This window comes from Myxococcus sp. RHSTA-1-4, from assembly GCF_020037125.1.
Lineage (GTDB): Bacteria > Myxococcota > Myxococcia > Myxococcales > Myxococcaceae > Myxococcus.
This window is the reverse complement of sequence record NZ_JAIQDG010000015.1, coordinates 169,844-193,154: the sequence shown is the minus strand read 5'-3', so window position 1 is coordinate 193,154 and position 23,311 is coordinate 169,844. Positions and strand designations below refer to the sequence as shown.

General features: G+C 73.1%; 12 protein-coding genes. 5 read left to right on the top strand and 7 right to left on the bottom strand.

What is annotated here, in order from left to right; all coding sequences use genetic code 11:
* Positions 1–2: 2 nt before the first annotated feature.
* Both K8638_RS21435 and K8638_RS21430 read left to right on the top strand, forming a co-directional pair.
* Positions 3–3,830 (top strand): DUF4215 domain-containing protein, encoded by a 3,828-nt coding sequence (locus K8638_RS21435; protein ID WP_223756433.1) that lies wholly within the window; start codon positions 3–5, stop codon positions 3,828–3,830.
* Between the two features lie 117 nt (positions 3,831–3,947).
* Complete coding sequence (locus K8638_RS21430) at positions 3,948–7,616, top strand: serine/threonine-protein kinase (protein WP_223756432.1); 3,669 nt, start codon at positions 3,948–3,950, stop codon at positions 7,614–7,616.
* Positions 7,617–7,627: 11 nt separating this feature from the next.
* Here K8638_RS21430 and K8638_RS21425 read toward each other — a convergent pair whose 3' ends face one another.
* From K8638_RS21425 to K8638_RS21415, 3 genes are all read right to left on the bottom strand, one after another.
* Entirely contained in the window at positions 7,628–7,990 is a 363-nt protein-coding gene (locus tag K8638_RS21425) for a hypothetical protein (RefSeq protein ID WP_223756431.1), read from the bottom strand.
* Between the two features lie 170 nt (positions 7,991–8,160).
* A complete protein-coding gene (locus tag K8638_RS21420; RefSeq protein ID WP_223756430.1) occupies positions 8,161–9,777 on the bottom strand; it encodes a sigma 54-interacting transcriptional regulator in 1,617 nt (538 codons plus the stop codon).
* A gap of 289 nt (positions 9,778–10,066) precedes the next feature.
* Positions 10,067–10,504, bottom strand: coding sequence for a hypothetical protein (locus K8638_RS21415; RefSeq protein ID WP_223756429.1), 438 nt, complete (start codon positions 10,502–10,504; stop codon positions 10,067–10,069).
* Between the two features lie 59 nt (positions 10,505–10,563).
* Here K8638_RS21415 and K8638_RS21410 point away from each other — a divergent pair, with 59 nt between their 5' ends.
* The 3 genes from K8638_RS21410 (at position 10,564) to K8638_RS21400 (ending at position 13,226) form a co-directional block, all read left to right on the top strand.
* Positions 10,564–11,346 (top strand): AraC family transcriptional regulator, encoded by a 783-nt coding sequence (locus K8638_RS21410; RefSeq protein WP_223756428.1) that lies wholly within the window; start codon positions 10,564–10,566, stop codon positions 11,344–11,346.
* A 33-nt stretch (positions 11,347–11,379) separates the two neighbouring features.
* The gene (locus K8638_RS21405; RefSeq protein WP_223756427.1) at positions 11,380–12,153 is read left to right on the top strand and encodes an alpha/beta hydrolase; all 774 of its coding nucleotides are present in this window, start codon (positions 11,380–11,382) and stop codon (positions 12,151–12,153) included.
* An 89-nt stretch (positions 12,154–12,242) separates the two neighbouring features.
* Entirely contained in the window at positions 12,243–13,226 is a 984-nt protein-coding gene (locus K8638_RS21400; RefSeq protein WP_223756426.1) for a DUF2278 family protein, read from the top strand.
* Positions 13,227–13,241: 15 nt separating this feature from the next.
* Here K8638_RS21400 and K8638_RS21395 read toward each other — a convergent pair whose 3' ends face one another.
* Genes K8638_RS21395 through K8638_RS44595 form a run of 4 tightly spaced genes read right to left on the bottom strand, consistent with a single transcriptional unit; the run spans position 13,242 to position 23,244 of the window.
* Entirely contained in the window at positions 13,242–14,741 is a 1,500-nt protein-coding gene (locus K8638_RS21395; RefSeq protein WP_223756425.1) for a DUF4388 domain-containing protein, read from the bottom strand.
* 17 nt (positions 14,742–14,758) lie between these two features.
* Positions 14,759–16,609 (bottom strand): response regulator, encoded by a 1,851-nt coding sequence (locus K8638_RS45260; protein WP_223756424.1) that lies wholly within the window; start codon positions 16,607–16,609, stop codon positions 14,759–14,761.
* A gap of 41 nt (positions 16,610–16,650) precedes the next feature.
* Positions 16,651–17,502, bottom strand: coding sequence for a diaminopimelate epimerase (dapF, locus tag K8638_RS21385; RefSeq protein ID WP_223756423.1), 852 nt, complete (start codon positions 17,500–17,502; stop codon positions 16,651–16,653).
* A 24-nt stretch (positions 17,503–17,526) separates the two neighbouring features.
* The gene (locus K8638_RS44595; RefSeq protein WP_255662853.1) at positions 17,527–23,244 is read right to left on the bottom strand and encodes a methyltransferase domain-containing protein; all 5,718 of its coding nucleotides are present in this window, start codon (positions 23,242–23,244) and stop codon (positions 17,527–17,529) included.
* Positions 23,245–23,311 lie beyond the last annotated feature (67 nt).

Below are 23,311 nucleotides of genomic sequence, written 5' to 3'. Positions count from 1 at the left end.
ACATGAATACCCGTGTCCTTTTGAAGTCGGCGGCACTGGCGCTCGCGCTGGTGTCCACCCTGACCGGCTGCGAGGCGAACGTCTCCCAGCCCTCCACCCATGAGCCCGTGCTGGCCAGCCAGGCGTCCTCCGTCGTGGGAGACGGCCGGCTCCAGTCCAACGAACAATGTGACGACGGCAACACCACGCCGGGCGACGGCTGTTCCGCCACCGGCACCATCGAGGCCGGCTTCCTCTGCCACGTGCCGGGCCGCGCCTGCTCCCCGGCGAGCCAGTGCGGCAACAACGTCATCAACCCCGGCGAGGCGTGCGACGACGGCAACACCACGCAGGAAGGCAACGGCTGCACGGCCACCTGCGACCTGTCGCTGTGCGGTAACGGCGTCTTCGACAACCGCGAGTACCCGAACTTCGACCAGGAGATCTGCGACGACGGCAACCGCTTCGAGGGCGACGGCTGCAGCCGGCAGTGCGAGGTGGAGCCCGGCTTCGCCTGTGCCGGCAACCCCAGCCGCTGCGTGAGGGCGGGCGTCGCGCTGTTCAACACCGGCGTGGACCAGAACAACCGGCGCCTGGAGTCCGGCGCGGACCCGCACTGGTTCTACACGGGCTCCACCACCGGCGCGGCCACCGGCGTGCGCGACGCCAATGACTGGCCGCAGGAGCTGCAGACGGCGCGCTACATGAGCTCGCCGCTGGGGGCCCCCACCTGCGTGTACCAGGACTTCATGGTGCCCACGACGACCAACATCTCCCAGTTCCGCGTGCGCCTGGCCACCTTCAACGACAACACCTTCGCCTCCGCGCGGGTGAACGGCGCGGCCATCGCCCCCGTCGTCATCAGCGAGCCCCAGGGCCAGCCCTGGCAGAAGAACATCATCCGCGAGTTCGGCACCAACGCCGCCTGGCGCCCGGGCCGCAACCGCATCGAGCTGTGCAACGAGAACCAGGAGAACCCGCCCAACGCCTTCCGCTACCTCTTCGTGGACGCGTACGACGACCGGTGCGGAGACGGGGCCGTCTCGCCGCGCGAGGAGTGCGACGACGGCGACTCCGACAACGGCGACGGCTGCAGCGCGAGCTGCGGCATCGAGGCCGGCTACGGCTGCGCCGGCCAGCCCAGCGTGTGCGCCCAGACGTGCGGCAACGGCTCGCTGAACCCGGGCGAGCAGTGCGACGACGGCAACCCCACCAACGGCGACGGCTGCAACGCGAGCTGCCGCGTCGAGGCGGGCTACTCCTGCCCCACCCCGAATCAGGCGTGCGTGCCCACGTGCGGCGACGGCATCATCACCGCCGGCGAGCAGTGCGACGACGGCAACGTGGTCGGCTCGGACGGCTGCTCCGCGGCGTGCCGCATCGAGAACGGCTACGAGTGCTCCGGCGCCCCCTCCGCCTGCGCCCCCCTGTGCGGCAACAGCCGGCTGGATTCGGGCGAGCAGTGCGACGACGGCAACACCCGCCTGAACGACGGCTGCTCCATCGCCTGCACCCTGGAGCTGGGCTACGCGTGCCCCACCCCGGGCCAGGCCTGCGTCTCCACCTGCGGCAACGGCACGGTGAATCCGGGCGAGCAGTGCGACGACGGCAACCTGGACTCCCTGGACGGCTGCGGCACCGACTGCCGCGTCGAGCCGGGCTACGCGTGCAGCACTCCGGCGAACGGCCAGTCCGTGTGCGTCCTGTCCTGCGGCAACGGCGCCCTGGACGCGAACGAGACGTGCGACGACGGCAACACCACCGCGGGCGACGGCTGCTCGGCGGGCTGCCGCGTGGAGACCGGCTATCACTGCTCGGGCGCGCCCAGCGCCTGCGCCACCAACTGCGGCGACGGCATCACCGCGGGCACCGAGGCGTGCGATGACGGCAACGGCACCCCGGGCGACGGCTGCGCCACCTGCCTGGTGGAGCCCGGCTGGAGCTGCCCGGCCCCCGGCAACGTCTGCTTCAACACCTGCGGCAACGGCACCGTGGAGTCCGGTGAGCTGTGCGACGACGGCAACACCAGCGGCAACGATGGCTGCTCGGCCACCTGCCGCGTGGAGAACGGCTACTCGTGCAGCGGCGCCCCCAGCGTCTGCCGCACCTCGTGCGGCGACGGCATCGTCGCGGGCGCCGAGGTGTGCGACGACGGCAACCTGCAGAGCGGTGACACGTGCTCGCCGCGCTGCCTGCTGGAGGAGGGCCAGCCGTGCATGGCCTCCGGCGTCTGCGACACCGGCGTCTGCGACCCCACCAGCGACACCTGCGCGGCCGCCAACGTCTGCGGCAACGGCCACATCGACGAGGGCGAGCTGTGCGACGACGGCAACACCACCGCCGGCGACGGCTGCGGCGCCGCGTGCACCACCATCGAGGCCGGGTATGGCTGCACCGGCAACCCGTCGGTCTGCGCGGTGACGTGCGGTGACGGCATCAAGGCGCAGTCCGAGGCCTGCGACGATGGCAACACCACCGCCGGCGACGGCTGTGGCGCCACCTGCACCCTCGAGGGCGGCTTCGGCTGCAAGAACCCGGAGACGCGGGTCTTCTTCACCCGCCTGGGCCGGAGCCAGTGCACGCAGGTGTCGGACGTGAATGCCCCGTCCCTGCCGGAGAGCGCCATCCAGGCGTCGCTGGCCGTGCCGGGCCGCTACCGCGCGCGCTACGTGTCCGGCGCCGTCAGCTACTCGGGCGGCGTGCGCTGGATGCCCGGCATCTTCGGCTTCAGCGCCAACGCGGGTGCGGGGACGCAGGGCTTCTCGCTCGGCTACGTCCCGGAGGGCACCCCCGGCTCCCCGACGCGCGAGGAGGCCATGACGCTGGGCTTCCCGCTGACGCGGGACTTCGACGCGGCCACGGGCGACGTGCGCCTGGCCCTCGTCGACCTCGACTGCGCCGCGAACAACAACTCGGAGACGGCGGCGACGTACCGCGTGGACTCGCTGTCCATCTGCCAGCTCATCCCCGTGCTCACCCGGCCGGGCGCCGGCGGCACCACGCGCGGCGGCATCGGCGGCACCGCCACGCCGGGCGCCACCGTCGTCGTCTACATCGACGGGAGCAACACTCCCGCCTGCACCACCGTCGCGAATGCCAGCGGGAACTGGACGTGCGACCTGAGCAGCCTCCCCGAGGGCACGCACAGCGCCGTGGTCACCTCGACCATTCTGGGCGCCACGGAGACGGGCTCGCCGACGACCTTCATCGTCGACCCGTCGGCGCTGGCCGCACCGGTCATCACCGGCCCCGCTCAGGGCTCCATCCTGGCCAACGCGACGCCGGCCATCAGCGGCACGGCGGAGCCCGGCACCACGGTGACGGTGCGCGAGGGTGACACGGTGCTCTGCACCACCACCGTCGACGCCGCCGGCAACTGGAGCTGTGTCCCCACCTCGCCGCTCACCGACGGCGCGCACAGCGTGACGGCCACGGCCTCGGACGGGCCCCACACGAGCCCGCTGTCCGCCCCGGACGCCTTCATCATCGACACCCAGGCCCCGGACACCACCATCCCGCGCGGCCCGGGCACCCGCACCGACGAGGACGCCGCTTCGTTCGAGTACGACTCCAACGAGGAGGGCGTGCGCTACGAGTGCAGCCTCGACGGCCGGGAGTTCGGCCCCTGCGAGGACGCCTACGACGTCGGGCCGGGGACGCACACCCTGCGCGTGCGCTCCGTGGACGCCGCGGGCAACGTGGACGCCTCGCCCGCCGAGTACACCTGGACGGTCGTGGTCACCCGCGCCTTCGCCGGTGGCGGCTGCAGCGCGGCGCCGGCCTCGTCCGGGCTGGCCCTGCTGGCGCTGCTGGGTCTGCGGCGGAGGAACCGCCGCCAGGCCGGGCGCTGACGAGTAAACCCCGCCGGGAGGTCCGCTCTCCCCCTTGCAGGGCCCCCTCCCCTGGGCCCCATGGACCTCCCGGCGGGACCTCTCCCCGTCCTTCCGGCCTGCCCGTATGCTGTCCCGGTGCGAGAGGTAGGCCAGAAGACGGAGCTGTACGACGAGGAGCTCCTCCTCGCGCTGGATGAGGGGCTGATCTCCCACGAGGAGGCGGCCCCCCTGCGCGAGGAGGCGCTGCGCCGGGAGCGCGGCCCCCTGGAGCTGCTGAGGGAGCGGGGCCGGCTCACCGAGGACACCCTCACCCTGCTGCGCGAGGAGCTCTCCGGCATGGATACGGACCGGGAGCCCCTCCAGCCCCAGCAGGCCGCCACCCTGACGCCCGTCACTCCCGGTGCCGCCAGCGAGCCGCCGGAGCCCGGGGTGCCCGCCTTCCCCGTGCCGGACTGGGGCCGCTACCAGCCCGTGCGCTTCCTGGGCCAGGGCGGCATGGGGCAGGTGTTCCTGGCGTATGACCCGATGCTGCGCCGCAACGTGGCGCTCAAGTTCGTGCGCGGAGAAGACCCGGAGCTGGCGCGCCGCTTCCTCTCCGAGGCCCGCGCCCAGGCCCGGGTACGGCACGAGCGCGTGTGCGAGGTGTACGAGGTCGGCGAGATTCGCGGCCGCGGCTACATCGCCATGCGGTACGTGGACGGCCAGACGCTGGGCCAGCTCGCGGGCTCCCTCACGCTGGAGCAGAAGGTGGTGGTGCTGCGCCAGGCCGCCGAGGGCGTGCACGCGGCCCACCGCGCCGGCCTCATCCACCGCGACATCAAGCCCGGCAACATCCTGGTGGAGCGCACCGAGGACGGAGTCCTCGTGCCCTTCGTCATGGACTTCGGCCTCGCGCACGAGGTGCGGGACGAGGGCGCGGGCCCGGGTGGAGGGCTGGGCACGCCGCACTACATGGCGCCCGAGCAGGCCCGCGGCGAGGTGTCCCGCCTGGACCGGCGCGTGGACGTGTACGCCCTGGGCGCCACGCTCTACCTGCTGCTCACCGGGCGGCCTCCCTTCCCCGGTGACAGCCAGCAGGAGATTCTCACCCGCCTCCAGACGGAGGAGCCACGCCCGCCGCGCTCGCTGGACGCGGACATCCCCGAGGACCTGGAGGCCATCGTCCTCAAGTGCCTGGAGAAGGAGCGCCCCGCCCGCTACGACTCGGCGCGCGCGCTCGCGGAGGACCTGGAGCGGTTCCTCGCCGGCGAGCCGGTGCTGGCGCGCCGGGGCCTGGGCTACCGGCTGCGCAGGAAGGCCCGCAAGCACCGGGTGGTGCTGACGCTGGGCGCGGCCGCGCTGACGGTGGTGGCGCTCGCCGTCGGGCAGGCGGTGCGGGCGCGGGGGGAGGTCGCCGAGCGGGAGCAGCTCGCCCGCCGCTTCACCGAGCGCGTGGAGCGAATCGAGGCTTCCGCGCGCTACTCCGCCCTGTCGCCGCTGCACGACACGCGCGAGGACCGGAAGGCGCTGCGCGCGAGCATGGACGCGCTGGAGGCCGAGGTGCGTCAGGCCGGCGAGCACGCCGTGGGCCCCGGCCAGTACGCCCTGGGCCGCGCGCTGCTCGCCCTGGGGGACGTGGAGGGCGCGCGGGCGCGGCTGGAGTCCGCGTGGGCGCATGGCTACCGCGAGCCCCGCGTGGCGTGGGCGCTCGCGCTGGTGCTGGGAGATTTGTACCGGGAGGCGCTCCTGCTGGACGTGGAGCGCCGGAGCCCCGAGCAGCGAGAGGCCCGCCGCCGCGAGCTGGAGCAGCGCTACCGGGACCCGGCGCTCGCGTACCTCCGCCAGGCCGAGGGCCCCGACGTGCCCGCGCCGCCCGCGTACGTGAAGGCGCTCTTCGCCTTCCACGAGGGCCGCCACGAGGGCGCGCTGGCGAACCTGGACGCCATGGGGCGCGCGCAGCCGTGGTTCTACGAGGCGCCGCTGCTCCGGGGCGACATCCTCCTGGCGCGGGCCATGCAACGCTGGCACCAGGGCGACCGCGCAGGCTCGCGGGCGGACCTGGACGCCGGACGCCAGGCCTACGCCGCCGCCATCACCACCGCCGACAGCCAGCCCGCCACGCACTACGCCCTGGGGCGGCTGGAGCAGACCGCGCTCGTCATGGAGCTGTACGGCGAGGGCAACGTCCTGCCCCACTACGAGCGCGGCCTGGAGTCCCTGTCGCGCGCGCTCGCCGCCGCGCCGGACCATGCCCGTTCGCTGCTGGAGATGGCGCGGTTCCACCGCCGGCTCGCGGAGCAGCGAGCCAACCAGGGGCGCGAGGGCGTTGAGCCGCTGCTCCAGAAGGCCATCGACGCCGCGCTCGCGGCCCAGGCGTTCTCGCCCCCGGGCTCCCTCGTCCCCCTGGAGCTGGCCATCTCCTACCGGCAGTGGGCCCGCTACCGCCAGCGGCATGGGCAGGACCCTCGCGAGCAGCTCCGGCTGTCCATCGAGTCCTTCGAGCGCGTCCTCCCGGAGGAGCGCGACTACTCCTTCCACGCCAACCTCGGCGTGACTCACCAGGTGTGGGCCGACTTCGAGAGCGAGCGCGGAGAGGACTCGCTCGCCCACCAGGAGAAGGCCATCGAGGCCTACCGCGCGGCCATCCGACTTCGCGAGAGCCAGGCGGATGCGTGGATCAACCTGGGCAACGCGCTGGTCATGCGGGCCACGAATCCGCGCGCGCCCGACACGGCGGGCGACCTGTCACGCGCCCGCGAGGCGATGGACCGGGCCCTGGGCATCAACCCGCGCAACGTCGCGGCCTGCTTCCAGGGGGCGGACGTCTCCGAGCAGCTCGCCCGCTGGCGGCTGGAGCATGGCGAGGACCCCCACCCGGACCTGGAGAAGGCCCTGGCGCTCTACCGGCAGGGGCTGGCCGTCAACGCCCGGTTGCCGCCGCTCCACAACGGCCTGGGCGCGGCGCTGCTGTGGCAGGCGGAGCAGCGCTGGGAGGAAGGCGGCGACCCCGAGCCCCTGCTCGCCGCGGCGGCACAGTCCTTCGAGGAAGCCCGGACGCTGGCGCCCCAGCAGGCCTACGCCTACAACAACCTCGGCGAGGTGTGGGCCCTGCGCGCGGCCTTCCAGCTCGCGCGGCACGAAGAGCCGGGCCCGAGTGTCCGCGCCGCCGTGGACGCCTACGAACAGGCACTCCGGATGCTGCCCGGGGACGCGGACCTCTGGACGAACCTCGCCCGGGTGCATGGCCTGATGGCCACGTGGACGCTGGAGCGGGGCGGAGATCCACGGGGGGAGCTCGACAGGGCCGAGGCGGCGCTGGCGCGCGCGAGGGGGCTCAACCCCCGCCTGGGCGGCGCGTGGCGGTACCTGGGCGAGGCGCACGCCGTGCGGGCCCGGTGGCTGGCCTCGCGGAACACGGCGGGGAACGAGGACTTCGAGGCGGCGGCGAAGGCATTCGAGCAGGCGCTGGAGCTGGCTCCGCGCAAGCTCGAGTACCGGCTGGCCGCCGGGCACCACCAGCGCGAGTGGGCCGGGTGGAAGGCGCGCCACGGTGACGACCCGGCCCCGGCGCTGAAGCGGGCGCTGGAGCTGGCCGGGCACGTGCTGGCCTCGCGGCCGCGGTGGGCCCGGGCCCGGGTGCTTCGCGCCAGCGTGCTGCTGGCGCTGGCGGAGACCCGCGCGCCCACCGAGCAGCAGCGGGCCTGGAGGAGCGAGGCACGGAAGGACCTGGAGCAGGCGCTGGACTCCAATCCGCACCTCGCGCCCGGGTGGAAGGGCCTGCTCACCTCGTCACGGCAGGAGGTGGCCGGCCCTTCGACTCCCTGATGGGGCCCCGACTACTTCCGCTTCTTCTCCTCGGTTTCCGTCGGAGGGTCCGTCGTCACGTCGATGCCGCCCTTCTTCGTCTCCAGCTCTCCGCCCTTCCTCAGCGACCCGGGGATGGACACCGTGAACGGGTACAGGCCCCTGTGCGCCGTGAAGGAGACCGAGTTCTGGGTCGAAGAGGTCGCCAGCGAGTTGCCGTTCAGCTGATAGGGCCCCGGCGGCGTGAGGCAGGAGTTGCCGTCATCGAAGCTGACGTCGACCTCGCCAGGGATGTCCACGACCTGGAACGTCACGGTGTCGCCCTGCTTCACGAACGGGTCGGGCACGTAGCGGATGTCTTCATTGCTCCTGATTTCGATGGTGATGCCGGGCATGAACCTGGACTCCTCCCCCTCGGGGCGTTGAACGACGTTGCCGCCGCGTGGGATTGCAGATGCTGTACCAGGGAGGGAGACCGAGCCCTTCCCTCGGAAGCCTCGGAGATGGGCCGCTGGAGAGCCCCGGTGGACACGTCAACCGGCGCGTCACCGCGAGGGCTGACGTGTCACCCGTCCAGGCCCAGCTCGCGCACCCGGCGCTGGAGCGCGCGCCTGGAGACCTCGAGCCGCTGCACCATCCTGTCCAGGTCTCCCTCGCACTCGTGGTAGCAGCGGGTGATTTCCTCCGGTGAAAGGTCTCTCGCGGTGCGCAGCAGCGAGCTCTTGTCGATGAGCACGTAGACGGAGGGGCGTGGAATGCCCAGCCAGTCCGCGGTGGCCTTGAGGTCCCACGCGCAGGCGCGCAGGGCCTCCAAGAGCTCCTGCTCCGTCACCTCGGCGGGCTTGCGCCGGTGGGCCTTCGCCTCGGTGGCTTCCGAAGCTGAAGGCTCCTCCTGGGACAGCGCCCTGCCGGGCACGGGCATGGCGTCGGAGTCCAGCGTCTGCTCCAGACGCGTGTCCACGCGCAGGTGCGGCAGTCCCCGGCTGCCGATGATCAGCTGCCGGACGACGTTGCGAAGCTGGCGAACGTTGCCGGGCCAGCCATAGCGCAACAGGCGCACGGCCAGGGACGCAGGCAGCCAGGGTTTCGCGCGAGGGTCCGAGGACGACAGCCGCTCCGCGCCTTCCAGACCTTCGAGCTCCTGACGCGCGAAGTGGAGGAACAGCGGGCCGATGTCCTCGCGGCGCTCACGCAGCGGGGGCATGTGGATTTCGAAGCCGGCCAGCCGATGCAGCAGGGGGGCCTTGAAGAGCCGCTCCTGGATGCGCGCCTCCAGGTCGGAGTCCGTGGCGGAGACGAGCCGCACATCCACGGGCACCGGGGCGTGGCCTCCCACCGGGTACACCTCGCCCGTCTCCAGCACGCGCAGCAGCGCGGCCTGCACCTCGGGCGGGGCCTCGCCCACCTCGTCGAGGAAGAGCGTGCCGCCGTGGGCGGCGCGGAAGAAACCCTCGCGGTCCTTCGTGGCCCCGGTGTACGCGCCACGCTCGGCGCCGAACAGCTCGGCGGCCACCAGTTCCTTCGAGAGCGCGCCCAGGTTGACGCTGACGAAGGGGCCCGTGCGGCGCGGCCCCCGGTCATGGATGGCGCGCGCCACCAGCTCCTTGCCGGTGCCCGTCTCGCCCCGGATGAGCACGGGGACGTCGAGGTCGGCCACGCGCGAGATGTTCTCGCGGACGAGCTGGGTGCCCTCGCCCTGCCCCACGATGCCCAGGTCGTCCGTGCTGGCCTGCTGCGCGGCCGACGCACGGTGGAGCAACAGCACCACGCGTTCGGCGAGCACCAGCGGCACGCCCGCGCGCACCTCCTCCAGCGTGAACTCCCGGCCACCGATGACGGGCTCGCCGGCCACGCGCACCGGCGTCGAGTCCTCCGGGACGACGAGCCGCACACCTCCGCGCGGACCGGGTTCGAACCGCACGGGCGTGCGGCTGATGAACGGGTCTCCCAGCGGAAGGGCCAGCAGTCCACCGGGCCGCGAGAAGTCCGGGGCATTGCGCGACAGGTCCATCGGCCTGGTGGTGACCAGCGACTCCAGCGGGAGGTGGTCTCCCACGCGCTGGAGCTGGGGATGGGCCATGACGGTCAGCGCGGGCACACCGCGCACGGCCGGCGACCGCCGGGTCTGGCTCGGCCCCACGGGCGTCGTCACGTCGGCGGCGTTCTTCTGCGTATCGGACATGCTTCCAGGGGTGTGGAGCGCGCGAGACTACACCGCCCCGGCTTCATCGCACGGGTGAAGCGGCCCTCCTGTCCTCGATGGAAAATTCCAGGGGCCTGCCCTGCCCCGAATGGCCCCCGGCTCCCGATATGCCTCGCCGCGGCGGACTGCTACCACGCCCAGCGGAGGAACGTCCCCACCGCCCCGCGTCCCCACCGGACGAGGCGGCTCGGTGCCAGGAGACGGAGGCCACCGCGCGGCGGCTGGATGGAGAGGCGTCGCGCGCGGTGCTCGAGGTAGACGCGCGGGGTCAGTGCGAGATGGCGCCCCAGAACAAGACCGCGAAGCCTCCCAGCTCGCCGGCGACCAACGCGACCATGGAGCCGACCATCACCGCGGGCGGAAGCTCGGCTCGCCCGAGCCTGTGGGGACGCGCGAACTGGTTGTCCGTGTCCTTCAAGATGCCGTGGACGACGTAGGACGAGAGCCCCATCGCGAAGAAGCCAATCAGCGCGAGGACCGCGGCCAGCTCGACGGTTTCATCCAGCGTGCTGAGGACGACGAAGCGCTCCACGACGAGACACGCGAACGAATACATCAGCGCGGCCCGGTGGGCGATATCGACATAGGTGGAGGCCTGGGCCTTGGGGCTTCGGGAAATCTGGGCGTACTTCCAGACGCCGAACGACAGGCCGGCCAACAGGAAGCCGCCGGCCGCGAAGACCGCGATGCTCTGGGCGAGGTTCATGGCGCGAGTGTGGAGTCTCCACGTCCACGGCGCTTGTACGAACCGGCTAGGATGGGCGGATGTTTCGGGCACGTGTCGACCTGTGGCAGGACCGGGTGCTGTCCATCGCGCGGCTGGGTCGCGTGGCCGTCCACGCGCACACGGGTGCGGCGCTGCTCGTGGGAATCGACGGCCGGTTCGGGTTCCGCCTCGGGCAGCCGGGTGCGGCGTGGCAGGTGGTCGAGCACGCCGTCGTCGCGCCCGGGTGCCTCCACGAGCTGGATTGCGGCGAGACGCTGATGGGCGTCCTGCACCTGACCCCGGGCCAGGTCGACCACCGGCAGCTCTGCGAACATGCCGAGCTGCCCGCCTTCGAGAGCGTGCACGTGCTCGGGACGCCCCGGCGGCGCCGTGAGGAGCTCAGGGCCATCCTCGCGGGCGAGCTCCCGGCCGCCGAGCTCGAGGCGTGGGTGGCGCGGCAGGTCGGGCCCCCTCCGGGGCGCTACGCGAGCGACGCCCGGGTGGAGGAGGTCGCGGCGTTGATATCCCGTCAGCCGGAGTCCCTCTTCCGGCTCGACACGCTCGCCGCTCGTACGGGCATCTCCCCCTCACGTCTGCAGCACCTCTTCCGTGCCGAGCTGGGCGTCACACCGCGCCAGTTGCGGACATGGCAGCGCCTGCGCGAGGTCAGCCGGCGGTTCGCGGCGGGAGAAAACCTCACGCTGGCGGCGCACGAGGCCGGGTTCGTCGACTCGGCGCACATGAGCAAGGCGTTCCGGCACTTCTTCGGGATTGCCCCCTCGCGGGTGTTGTCGGGCGGGACGCACGTGCAGGTGCATGAGTCCCGGGCGCTGGCCGGTTGATACCCCGCCGCTTGTCCGTCAGAACAAGGGCCCATGGGATACGTGCACATCATCCGAGACTTCGCCTCTCCCCAGGAGGGGCGCACCCGCACCGTGCGCATCTACACGCCGGATGCGTACGACGCCGCCCCCGGTGAGCGCTTCCCCGTCCTCTACATGCACGACGGGCAGAACGTCTTCGCGCACCCCGAGTCCGCCGTCTTCGACACCTGGTGCGCCAACCTCACGCTGGAGCGGCTGGTGGCCGGGGGCCACGTGTCACCGTGGCTCATCGTCGCGGTGGACTCCACGAATGAGCGGCTCTCCGAGTACTCCCCCTGGGACGAGCCCCGCGGCAACATCCCCGCGCGCAGCGAGCCCTTCGTCCGCTTCCTCGTCGAGTCGCTCAAGCCCTATGTCGACCGCGTCTACCGCACGCGCCAGGGGCCCGAGTGGACGGGTGTCATGGGCGCGTCGCTCGGCGGCCTGATGTCGCTGTACCTCGGCTGGAGGTACCCGGACCTCTTCGGCCGCATCGGCGCGCTGTCGCCCTCGGTGATGTGGGGCTGGGACCGCCTCTTCTCCGTGTGGACCTCCCACACGCGGAAGTGGTCGCGCATCTACCTGGACGCCGGCTCCGACGAGGCCGTGGACCCCGTGGGCTACGTCATGCGCTACGGCGAGGCCGCGCAGGCCTTCCACCGCCACCTCCAGCACCTGGGCTATGCCGGCCACGAATTGCGCCTGGTGCTCGAGCCCGGCGGCCAACACCATGAGCGGGACTGGCAACGGAGACTTCCCGAGGCCATGCGATGGCTGCTGGGCTGAGCCGCCCGGCTCCCCACCGGGCGGCCTGGGGCGGCGGCATCGCGGCCCCCGTGAGCGTCCACACCCTTCCCTCAGGGAGGACATCACGCATGCCGCTGAGGAAATACGGAGTCCTGAAGGGCACGGCCATCGCGCGCAGGCTGGGCGCGGGCCCCAGTCCCCACTATCAGGTGCGCATCATCGACCAGACGGCGGACCATCGCATCGCCGTCAATGTCAGCTCGAAGCTCCCACCGTCCGACCTGCAATACCTCGTCGATGAGCAGTTCCAGCACCCCATCACGGAGGAACTGAAGAACCTGCGGCTCGGCTTCACGCCCCTCCCCGGCGGCCCCGGCGGGCCGGCGCTCGACTACATCCGCGGCAACCTCTTCCTGCCGGACCACATGAAGTCGCTGCCCCCCACTGTCCCGGGACCGGACAACGACCTGAACGAGAAGCTCGACCACTACTTCCAGCGGACCATGGCGGCCGAGAATGCGTTCGTCTACGCCTTCGGCGAGCCCTGGGGTCCGGAGGGCATCAAGGACAAGTACTTCGGCTTCCTGCCCGGCCAGGGCATCCACGACATCCACATGAACCAGGGCAACCACCCGTCCTTCGCCGACCAGGACGGCGTGTGGCAGGACGGCGGCGTGCTCCTCCACTTCCCCGAGGACGGGCAGTGGGTCGGCATCTTCCTCAAGTTCCAGTCCCAGTCGTGGCACACCGACGACGTGACGGGCCACACCCTCATCCCCCACGTCCCGGTGCGGGAGGGCCTCGTACGCATCGTCGCCGCGCTCGTCAACGACGCGCGCACGCCCGAGCGGGAGACCATCACCCTGCTCAATACCTCGCCCGAGACGGTGTCCCTGCAGGGGTGGGCGCTCCTGGACAAGCAGGAGCACAAGCTGCCCCTGAGCGGAGACCTCGCGCCGGGCGCCACCCGGCTCCTGCCCGTGGCGAAGCCCCTGGAGCTGTCCAACCAGGGCGGCCTCATCACCCTGCTGGATGACAAGGGAATGAAGGTTGACGGCGTCTCGTACGTGAAGGCGCAGGTCCGCGAGCCTGGATGGACGCTGGTCTTCTGACGCGTGGCCCGGCGGCTACACCGCGGACGCGGTGAGCCGCTGCGCCTGCGTCACCCCGGGCAGCGTGGGCGCCGGGTTGAGCGCCTGGACGAGCAGCGCACGCAGCGCCTCGGACAGGTCGTCCGTCACGCCCACCGCGCCCGCGGGAGCCCCTTGCAGCGGCCCGGGAACCTCCGCGCCCACCACCACCACGGGCATGCGGATTTCCCACGCCAGGTAGTGCGCCAGCCGCACCGCGGGCTCGGACACGTCCAGCAGCAGCGCCCCCACGGAGCCCGCGGTGAACGGGCGCCACAGCGGCCGGGCCGCCTCCGCCGGTGGCAGCACGCAGAAGTCCAGGCGCAGCACCTCGCTCAGCACCAGCCGGCCCAGCGTGCCGAAGCCGCTCTTCACCGCCGTGGGCTCGGCGGACAGCGCCTCCAGGCCCGGCAGCCGCGCCATCACCCGCCGCGCCGCGGACGCGCCGCTGCCGCACACGAACACCTTCGCCGTGGCCACCTTCGCCGGGGCCCGCGTCCGGAGAATCCGCCCGCGCAGCGCGTGCACCTCCGCCGCGCCCAGCAGCTCGCTGGTGCCCGCCTCCGTCCCGTCCACGTCCGCCGCCCGGGCCACCCCGCGCTGCATCAGCGCGGACAGCACGCTCAGCACTTCCAGGTCCGTGGCGGGCGCCAGGTCCAGCACCTCGCCCAGCGCGCGCGGCTGGCGCAGCAGCTCCACCACCTGCGCCGTCACCGGGTGCTGGTCCTGCGCGAGCTCCATGTCCGGCGCCAGCATCAGCCGCGTGTGGCGCGGCGGCAGGCCCGGCATCAGCCGGTTCACCTCGTCCGACTGCCGCATGCCCTCCAGCAGCGCGTCGTCCATGCCCCGGTTGATGCGCGGCCGCGCCTGGCTCGTCCCGGGCGAGAAGGTGAAGGTGCCTTCCGTCCACGCCAGCAGGCGGAACAGGGCCTTCTCCCCTTCCACGCGCCCCAGCTTCGCATTCACGGGGCGGCCGTCCACGACGTGAATCTCGCCCCGGTCATTGCCCCGCTCCAGCGACAGCCGCCCGCTGCGCTTGTTCATGCCCAGCAACTGCATCAGGTCCGGGATGCTGAGCTGGCTGAGCGAGCCTTCGATTTCCTGCTGCTCGCTCTTGAGGTCCTTGGCCGCCTCGTTGCGCCGGAAGATGTGCTCGATGCGGCTGAGCACCTCGTCCAGGTTGAAGGGCTTGCGCAGGTAGCCGTCCCGCAGGCCGCGCATCCGGTCCGAGTCGAAGGCCGAGGTGGTGAGCACCACCGGGATGTCCTCGGTGCGCGGGTTGGTGCGGAGGATTTGGATGAAGGTCCGCGCGTCCAGCAGCCGGCAGGCCTCGTCGAACAGCGTGAGGTCCGGGTGGCGCAGCACGGCCACCTCCAGCGCGCGCGAGCCGTCCGGCGCGTAGTGCACCTGGTAGCCCTTGGTGCGCAGCGCGCGCGACAGCGAACGCACGGACTCGAGGTCGGGGTCGGCGATGAGAATCTTCCGGACCTGGGCCACGGCTGCTCCGATTCGACTCAGTAGGGCTGCAGGTCGTACTCGGCCTGCAGCTTGGAGATGAGCCCGTCCACCACCGCGGTGTCCGAGGTATGGAATCCCCACGTCGCCCCGAGCCCGCGCCGCTGGATGAGCGCGTACGCGGCGTTCTCGGAGAGCCAGAGGATGAACTCGTGCCGCGACACGCGGTCGTCTCCCTCCAGGAAGACGGGCGTCAGCGCGGGGTGGGACTCCAGGTCCACCCGGCGCCCCAGCAGGTAGATGCGCGACGCCATGTCCGGCGGCGCCGACTCCAGCCCCGCGGCGATGGGCAGGTCCGTGCGAATCTCCGGTCCGCCCACGTACAGGAGGCCGCGCGAGCCCGGGTCTCTCATCAGCTCGCGGGCAATCTCCGCCTGCAGCTCGTCGAAGAGCACGTCGGCGACCTTGCCGCGGCGGCTGGGCTCGGCGCGCTCGTCCACCGGCAGCTTGGGGCTGGTGGGCGTGCCCAGCAGCAGGTCCACCTCATCCCAGAAGGGCAGCCCGTCCAGCATCAGCCGGCGCTGCAGGGACGCGCGCCGCTCGTCCATGCGGCGGCGGCAGCGGTGGACCAGCTCGTCGAAGTCCTCGCCGTCCTTGGGGAAGGTGCTCGCCCCGCCCACCAGCGCCAGCGGCAGGCGCTGCTCCACGTCCTGCACCTCGGGCTCGTCGCGCACCGCGGCCACCGCGCGGCGCACGAACATCAGCGCCCCGAAGAAGTCCGTCTCCGGCAGGAGCAGGTAGAACTCCTGGTCGCTCGCCTTCGCGATGACGTCCGAGTCGCGGATGATTTTACTGAGCGCGCGGATGATGCCGCGCACCGCCTTCTTCGCGTCCGCCGCCCCCAGCCGCACCCGCACCAGCGGCAGGTTGTCGATGGAGAAGGTCAGCAGGGAGAAGGTGCGCCCGTAGCGGCGCGCCTTGTAGATTTCCTTGGACGCGTAGTCGGTGAAGTAGCTGAGGTTGTACGCCGCCGTCTCGCGGTCCCTCAGGCCCAGGCGCTGGAGCGCGAGCATCCGCCGGCCGTTCTTCACGCCCACGGCGGCGAAGTCCGCGAGCACCTTGGCGTCACGCGAGTGCTCGAGCCGGAAGTCCCCGGACAGCGGGTCCGAGAGCTGCGCGAGCCCGACGATTTCGCCGGAGGCCAGCAGCGGCACGTACATGACCGCGGAGCGCTCGTCGCGGGCGGACCAGGGCTGGGCCTCGCGCAGCCGGCCGGCCAGCGGCCCCTCCGGGTTCATCTTCTCCGCGAGGAACTGCTTGTCGAGCAGCCCGCGGTACGCGCGCAGCACCAGGTCCCCCCGGTCGTCCATCACCCACAGCGCGGCGCTCTGCGCGTCACAGACGGCGCCCAGCTCCGCGATGATGCGCTCCTGCAGCCACTCCAGGTCCGGGTGGGACAGCAGCTCGAGGCAGCGCTGGTGCAGGTTGTGGAAGCGGGCGAACTCCAGGTTCTCATCGCGGAGCAGCTCGCGCTCGCGGCGGAGGCTGGCGCGCTCCAGGGCGCGGTTCACCGACAGCAGCAGGTCGGCCTCCTCCACCGGCTTGGTGAGGCAGTCCGCGGCGCCCGAGCGCAGCGCCATCTCCGAGCCCCGCACGTCCGTGCGCTGGCTGATGAGGATGACCTCCTGGTTCGGGTCCTTCTCGCGCAGGCGCGCGGTGAGGGCGAAGCCGTCCACGCCGGGCATCACCACGTCGGTGAGGACCAGGTCGAAGGCGGTGCGGGCCGCCTCCTCGAGCGCGAGCGTGGCGTTCTCCACGGCCACCACGCGGTGCCCGTTGCGGGTGAGCATGTCGCTGGCGAGCTGACGGAAGAACAGGTCGTCATCGACGACGAGGATGGGACCGGCCACGCGCGTTCTGACCTGGGGTCGAGGGGGAGGAACGCGAGAGGTTACCGGGGCGGGGGAAGCGCGACAACGCCCTCGAAGACGAACGCGACGGGCCCCCGGAGGCGGATGTCGGACAGGTCGCCGGGCACACGGATGCGCAGGTCTCCGCCCGGCAGCGTGACGCGCAGCCAGGCGTCCTGGGGCAGCCGCTTCGCCAGCACGGCCGCCACGGCGGACGCGCACGCCCCGGTGCCACACGCCTGCGTCAGCCCGCAGCCGCGCTCCCACACGACGACCGTGAGGCCGTCCGCTTCCACCCGGACGAACTCCACGTTGGTGCGGTCGGGGAAGGACGGGTGCCGCTCCAGCTCGGGGCCCAGGCGGGGAGCGTCGTCCAGGGGCTGGTCCAGGAGGACGAGGTGCGGGTTGCCCATGCTCACCGCGTGGGCATGCAGCTCCGGGTAGCCCGGCAGGGGCTGGTCCAGGAAGGGCTTGCCGGTGGCGCCGGACGGGAGGTTGGGTGCCACCAGCCGCGCGGGCCCCATGGAGATGTCCACGCCGATGACGCCGCCGTCGCCGTAGCCGGGAATGCAGGTGAGCACGCCCGCGCCCGTCTCCACATCGAGGCGCCCGGGGTTGTCGTCGGAGTGGTCCACCAGGTACTTCACCGCGCAGCGCAGGCCGTTGCCGCACATCTCCGCGATGCTGCCGTCGGCGTTGTGCACCACCATGCGGGCCACGCCGTGCGCGGAGGGGAGGAGCGCCAGCACACCGTCCGCGCCGATGCCCAGCCGCCGGTCGCACATCCACCGCGCGGTGGCGGCGTCGATGTCCACACCCGTCCGGCGACGGTCCAGCACGACGAAGTCGTTTCCCAATCCCTGATATTTGAAGATGCGCTCGCGAGGTCCCACGGGCCCAATCCTAGCCGCGAGCCCTCACTCCTGCTCGCCCGGTTTCTTCTGAACAACCGGAGGCGGCAAGTCGAGTGCGGGCACGGCGGTGCGGCCTGGCTTCACCTGGGGAATGGTGGGGCGGCCGGTCCCTCCCCCGGGGGGCATGGGAGAGGCCGGATTCCGGCGGGACAGCTCGTTCTTCACGGCGTTCGGCTGCCCGCGCAGCGCGTCCAGCTCCGTCTCCTGGGCAGCGAGCTTCTTCTGGAGGTCCTCGACCACGGCCTGGAGCTGCTCCATCTCCGCGGCCATCTCCAGCACGGCCTCGGGCTGGGCGGAGGACTTGAGGTCCTCCGTGGACTTGAGGAGCTCCGTGCGCTCGGCCTCCAGGGAAGCCAGCCGGGTCTGCTGCTCGCGGACGCGGGTCTCCAGCTTCGCCCGCTCGGCGCGGTCCTCGAGGAGGGACTGCTTCTCCGCGGCCAGGGCGGCCATCTGCTCCTTGAGAGCGGCCAGCTCGGCCTGGAGTGTCCTGGCCCGTTCCGCCGCGGTGCCCTCGCGCTTCTGGAGCTGCTGCTTCGCCTCTTCCAGGGCCTGGGCCATGCGCTCGCGCTCGACGCGCTCGGCGTCGAGAATGCGCACGGCATCGGTGGACGCGGTCTCCAGCGCGGCGATGCGGCCTTCCAGGCGGACGCGGGCCGCACGGGCGACGGTCAGCTCCGACTGGAGGCGCTCGCGCTCGGAGGCCAGGGCGGCGCGCTCGGCCTCGGCGCGGCCCAGGCGCTCCTGCGCGGACTGGAGGGCGGTGGTGTTCTCGGTCGCGGCGGCCTCCAGCTCGGCGAGCCGGGACTCCAGCCCGGTGCGCTGCGACTCCAGGCCCGCGGAGAGCTCGGACAGGCGAGATTCCAGCGCGGCCTTGTCGGACTCGAAGCGCGCGGTGGCTTCGGCGAGCCGGGTCTCCAGCTCGGAGCGCTCGGTCTCATGCCGCGTGGAGACCTCCGCCAGCTGCGCCTCGAAGCGTGCGAGTTCCGCACGCCGCGCGTCCAGCTCGGCCCGCTGTGCCTCGACGGTCGCGGTGGTCTCCGCCAGCCGCGCGTCGAGCACGCCGCGCTGTTCGGCGGCCTCGGCGAGCCGCGCCTCCAGGTCGGCCCTGGCCGCCCCCATCCCCTCGGTGGCCTCGGCGAGCCGGGCCTCCAGCGCCGTGGCGCGCTCCTGCTCGACCCGGGCCTGCTCGGTGGCATGCGTCAGCTCGGCCTTCAGCGTCTCCAGGGCGGCGCGCTCGGCCTCGAGCGTGCTCTCCATGGCGGTGGCCTTGCCCGCGAAGCGCCGCGCCGTCTCGAGCTGCACCATGAGCAGCTCGGCGTTCTCCCGCTGGGCGGCGAGCCGGTCCTGCGCGTCCACCAGCTCGGCGTCGAGCCGGGCGATGTGCATGCCCCGCTCGTGCAGGGCGGCCATGGCGCGCTGGAGCTCCGCGCCCAGACGCATGATTTCCTGCCGGGCGGCCACCAGATGCCCCTGCTCCGCGCGCAGGGCCACCAGCTCCCGCTGCGTGGCCTCCAGGGCCGTCCGGGCCTCCTCCTGCTCGCGAGCGCGCAGAACCTCCAGCGACTCCAGCTCGGACTGCTGCCGCTCCATCCGGACGCGGGCCGCTTCCAGCTCGGCCTCGAGCGCCCCCACCCGCGTACGCGCGGCCTCCTCCTGACGGGCCAGCGCCTCGCGAATCCCGGTCAGCTCCTGCTCGCGCTGGGTGGCGGCCTCGGTGAGACGGCGGGCCTCGGTCTCTCCCGCGCCCACCTGCTCCCGCAGCCGGGCCACCTGCTCCTGGAGTTCCTGGAGCGACCAGTCGCGCTCGGAGAGCTGCGCATCCGCCGCGCGGCGGGCAGCCCCCATCTCCTCAAGGGACTGCTCCAGCGAGGCACGGCGAGCGGCCTCCGCCTCGCGGGCAGCCTCGGCCTCCGCGAGCTGCTGCTTCGCCGCGGCCTCCACCTGGGCGCGCTCGGATTCCAGCCGCGCCACCAGGGCCCGAAGCTCCTCCTCGCGAGCCACGGCGGCAGCGCGTTCCTCCTCCAGAATGCGCTGCTGCTCGGCCATGACGCGCTCGGCGGCGGCCAGCCGCTCCTGCCGCGCCTGCTCGCGCTCCGCGGCCTCGGCACGCAGCGACTCCAGTTCCTCCTGGGCCCGGGCCAGCGCGCTTCCCGCGTCCGCGCGCCCCTCCTGCTCGGTGGCCAGCTCCGCGCGCACCCGGGCCAGCGCGGCCTCCGCCTCGGAACGGGCGAGCCCCTCGGCCTCCAGCCGCGTGCGGAGCTGGGCCAGTCCCGCCTCGCCCTCGCTGCGCCCCTGCCGCTCGGCCTCCAGCTCCGAGCGAGCCTCGGCGAGCGCCGCGTCAGACCGGGTCCGAGCCTCCTGCTCGGCGTCGAGCTGGGTCCGGGCCAGGGTGAGCGCGGCATCGAGCCCGCTCCGGGCCTCGCGCTCGCCCTGAAGCTCCGTCCTCGCCTGGGCCAGCGCCTCATCGGCCCGGGCCCGCGCCTCGCGCTCGGCCTCCAGCGCCTGCTGTGCCTCGTCGCGCGCCGTCTCGGCCCGGACGCGCCCCTCGCGCTCGGAGGCCGTCTCGGCCTGGAGCCGGGTGACGACCTCGTCCGCTCCGACGGCGCGCTCGCGCATCTCGGTGAGCTCCGCCTCCAGCCGCTCGCGGTGCTCACGCTCCGAGGCCAGCGCCGCCTGAGAGCGGGCCTCCAGCCGCTCCTGAGAGGAGGCCAGCTCCTCCCGGGCCTCCACCACCGACGCTTCCGCCCGGGCCCGCTGCTCCGCCTCCTCCTGGAGCCGGGCCTGGGCCTCCGCCAGCGACGCCTCCATCTGGGAGCGCTGCTGTGCCTCCGTCTGGAGCCGGGCCTGGGCCTCCGCCAGCGCCGACTCCATCTGGGAGCGCTGCTGTGCCTCCGTCTGGAGCCGGGCCTGGGCCTCCGCCAGCGACGCCTCCATCCGGGCGCGCTGCTCCGCCTCCTCCTGGAGCCGGGCCTGGGCCTCGGCCAGCGCCGACTCCATCCGGGCGCGCTGCTCCGCCTCTTCCTGGAGCCGGGCCTGGGCCTCCGTCAGCGCCGCATCCGTCCGGGAGCGGTCCTGCTCATCGGCCGCGCCCCGGGCCCGAGCCTCCTCCAGCTCGGCCTCCACCCGGGTGCGTTCCAGGCTCTCGGCGCGAAGCCGGGCCAGTGCGTCCAGGAGCGCCGACTCCGACCGGGAGCGCTGCTCCTCCTCCGCGTCGAAGCGAGCCTGCGCCTCGGCCAGCGCCGTCTCGGCTTGAGCACGCCGCGCGCCCTCGGCCTGGAGCGCCGCCTCCGACCGGGTGCGCTCATCCTGGAGCTGCGCCTGGGCGTCCGCGAGGGCCGCCTCCCACCGCGCGCGCCGCTCCTGCTCCGCGGCCAGCGCCTCTCGTGCCTGGGCGAGCGCCTGCCTCGCCTCGTCCAGCCCGCCCCGGGTCTCCGCGAGCGCCGTCTCCGCCGCGCCCCGCTGCTCGCGCTCCGCGTCCAGCTTCTCGCGCAACGCCTCGAGCGCACTACCGGACTGCTCCCGGCCCTCGCGCTCGGCCTCCAGGGTGGCCCTGGCCTCGGCCAGGGACGCCTCCAGCTCCGTGCGCCGCCGCACCTCCGCGTCCAGCGTCTCGCGGGTGCTGGCCAGGGTGGCCTCGGTCTCGGCCAGCCGCCTCGCCGAGCCCTCCAGCCGCTCGCGCGCCAGCCGCAGCGTCTCCTCGACGGCGGCCCGCGCCTGTTGCTCCTTATCGAGCCGCGCCTCGGTGGCGTGACGCTCCTGGTTCGCCGCTTCCAGCTCCGCCCGCACGGCCTGGAGCGCCTGCTCCGCCTCCCGCCGCTGCGCGCGCGACAGGTTGGAGACCTCCGCCTCCAGCTCCACCACGCGGCGGACCAGGACCTGTCGCTCCTCCTCCAGGTCCGCCCGCTGTGCCTCGGCCTCGGCCCGCCGGGCGTCCAGCGCCTCCGCCCGGGCGCGCTCCTCTTCCAGCGAGCGCGCCAGGGACGCCAGCCGCTCCCGCAGCTCCGCCCGCTCGGTCTCCAGCGCCTGCCCGAGCCGCTCCTCGGTCCGCGCGCGCTCCGCCTCCAGCGCCGCCAGCCGCTCTCCGGCCTCGTGGAGCGACTCCTCCAGCTTCTGCGCCGTGGCCCGGGCCGCGGCCTCGCCGCGGGTGAGCGCCTCCACCTCGCCGCGCAGCCGGGCCTCGGCCTCGCGCGCCGAGGTCAGCTCCGTCTCCAGCCCGCGCCCCTCGGCCAGGAGCGCCTCCAGCCGCGCCTCCGCGTCCTTGCGAGCCCCTTCGGCCGCCGCGGTCCGCTGCCGGGCCTCGGCCAGCTCCCGCGCGGTGCGCGCCAGCTCGGCCTCCTTCACCGCCACCGTCGAGCCCGCGTCCTTCGACAGCGACTCCGCCCGGGCCGCCTCGGCCTTCAGGTGCTCCACGGCGGCCAGCGCCGCGGAGTACTGCTCGGCGATGCGCAGCTCCCGCTCGCGCGCGGCGTCCGCCGCCCGGCGCCAGTCGTCGGACTGCTCCACGGCGCGCTCCGCCGCCAGCCGGTCCTTCTCCCGGTCGATGCGCAGCGTGGACAGCTCGTCCTGCACCTCGCGCACCTGCGCGTACGCCTGCGTCAGCCGCTCCCGGGCCTCCTCCAGGGAGGCGACGGTCTCCTCGCGGCGGGCCCGCTCCAGCCGCAGCGCCTCCTGCGCGGCCAGCACCTGCACACCCGCGTCCGCCTGGGCGCGCTGCGCGGCCTCCACCTCCAGCCGCTGCGCCGCGAGCCGGCGGTCCGCGTCCGCCAGCCGCTCCTGCGCCACCTGCAACTCCATCTCGCGGCGGCGCAGCTTCCCCGTCAGGTCGTCCCGCTCGCGCTGCGTCTCCTGGCTGCCGCGCGCCAGCTCGAGCTGCGCGGTGAGCCGCGCCACCTCTTCCCGCGCCGCCTCCAGCGAGGGCTTGAGCGCGGCGACCTCCGCCTCGCGGTCCGTCAACTCCGCGCGAAGCTTCGTCAGCGACTCCTTCAGCCGCGCGCTGCGCTCCTCCCAGGACTTCGCGCGCGCCACCACCTCGTCCAGCTTCCCGCGGGTGAAGGCCAGCGGCTCCGGAGGGAGCTGCACCCACGTCGGGTCCACCACGCGCGGAGACTCCTGCCCCGCCACCACCACGAAGTAGGCCGCCTCGCTGCTGTTCACCAGCGTGCCGTCGACCTGGAGCCCCTCCCCGCGCTCGAAGGCGAGCTGGTAGCCCAGCACCGGCGACTGCGTGGCCACCTCCACGTGCGGGAAGTGGGCGGAGAGCGCGTCCAGCAGCACCCCGTACGTGGGCGGCACCTCCTCATCCGGCTCCAGCAACTGCGGAAGCGCCAGCCCCGCCACGTTGCGCAGGCCCCCCACGAGGAAGCCCTGCTTCGTCACCAGCCGCGCCAGCTCCACCATCAGCTCCGGCGCCTTCACGTACGGCGCCAGGTCCGCCACCAGCACCACGTCGAAGCTGCCCGACTCGAAGTCGTCGTAGACGTTGGCTCGGAAACGCAGCGACGGGCCCCCATGGGCCTTCTGTGCCGCCTCCACCGCCGCTACATCCCTGTCGCACGCCACCACGGCCCGTGCGCCGCGTTCCACGAGGAAGCGCGCGCTCTCGCCCCCGGTGGAGGCGACGGCGTCCACTTCCAACACCCGGCGACGGGCGAAGAGGCTCTCCGCGAAGATGTACCGGGGCAGCAGTTCACTGGGCCCCATGCGGCGGAATGTGTGGTGCATGGGTGTGTTCGGGGGTGGGAGTATAGCCGTGGGCGTCCGTGCCCCAAGTTAAGCGCCAGGGCCAGAA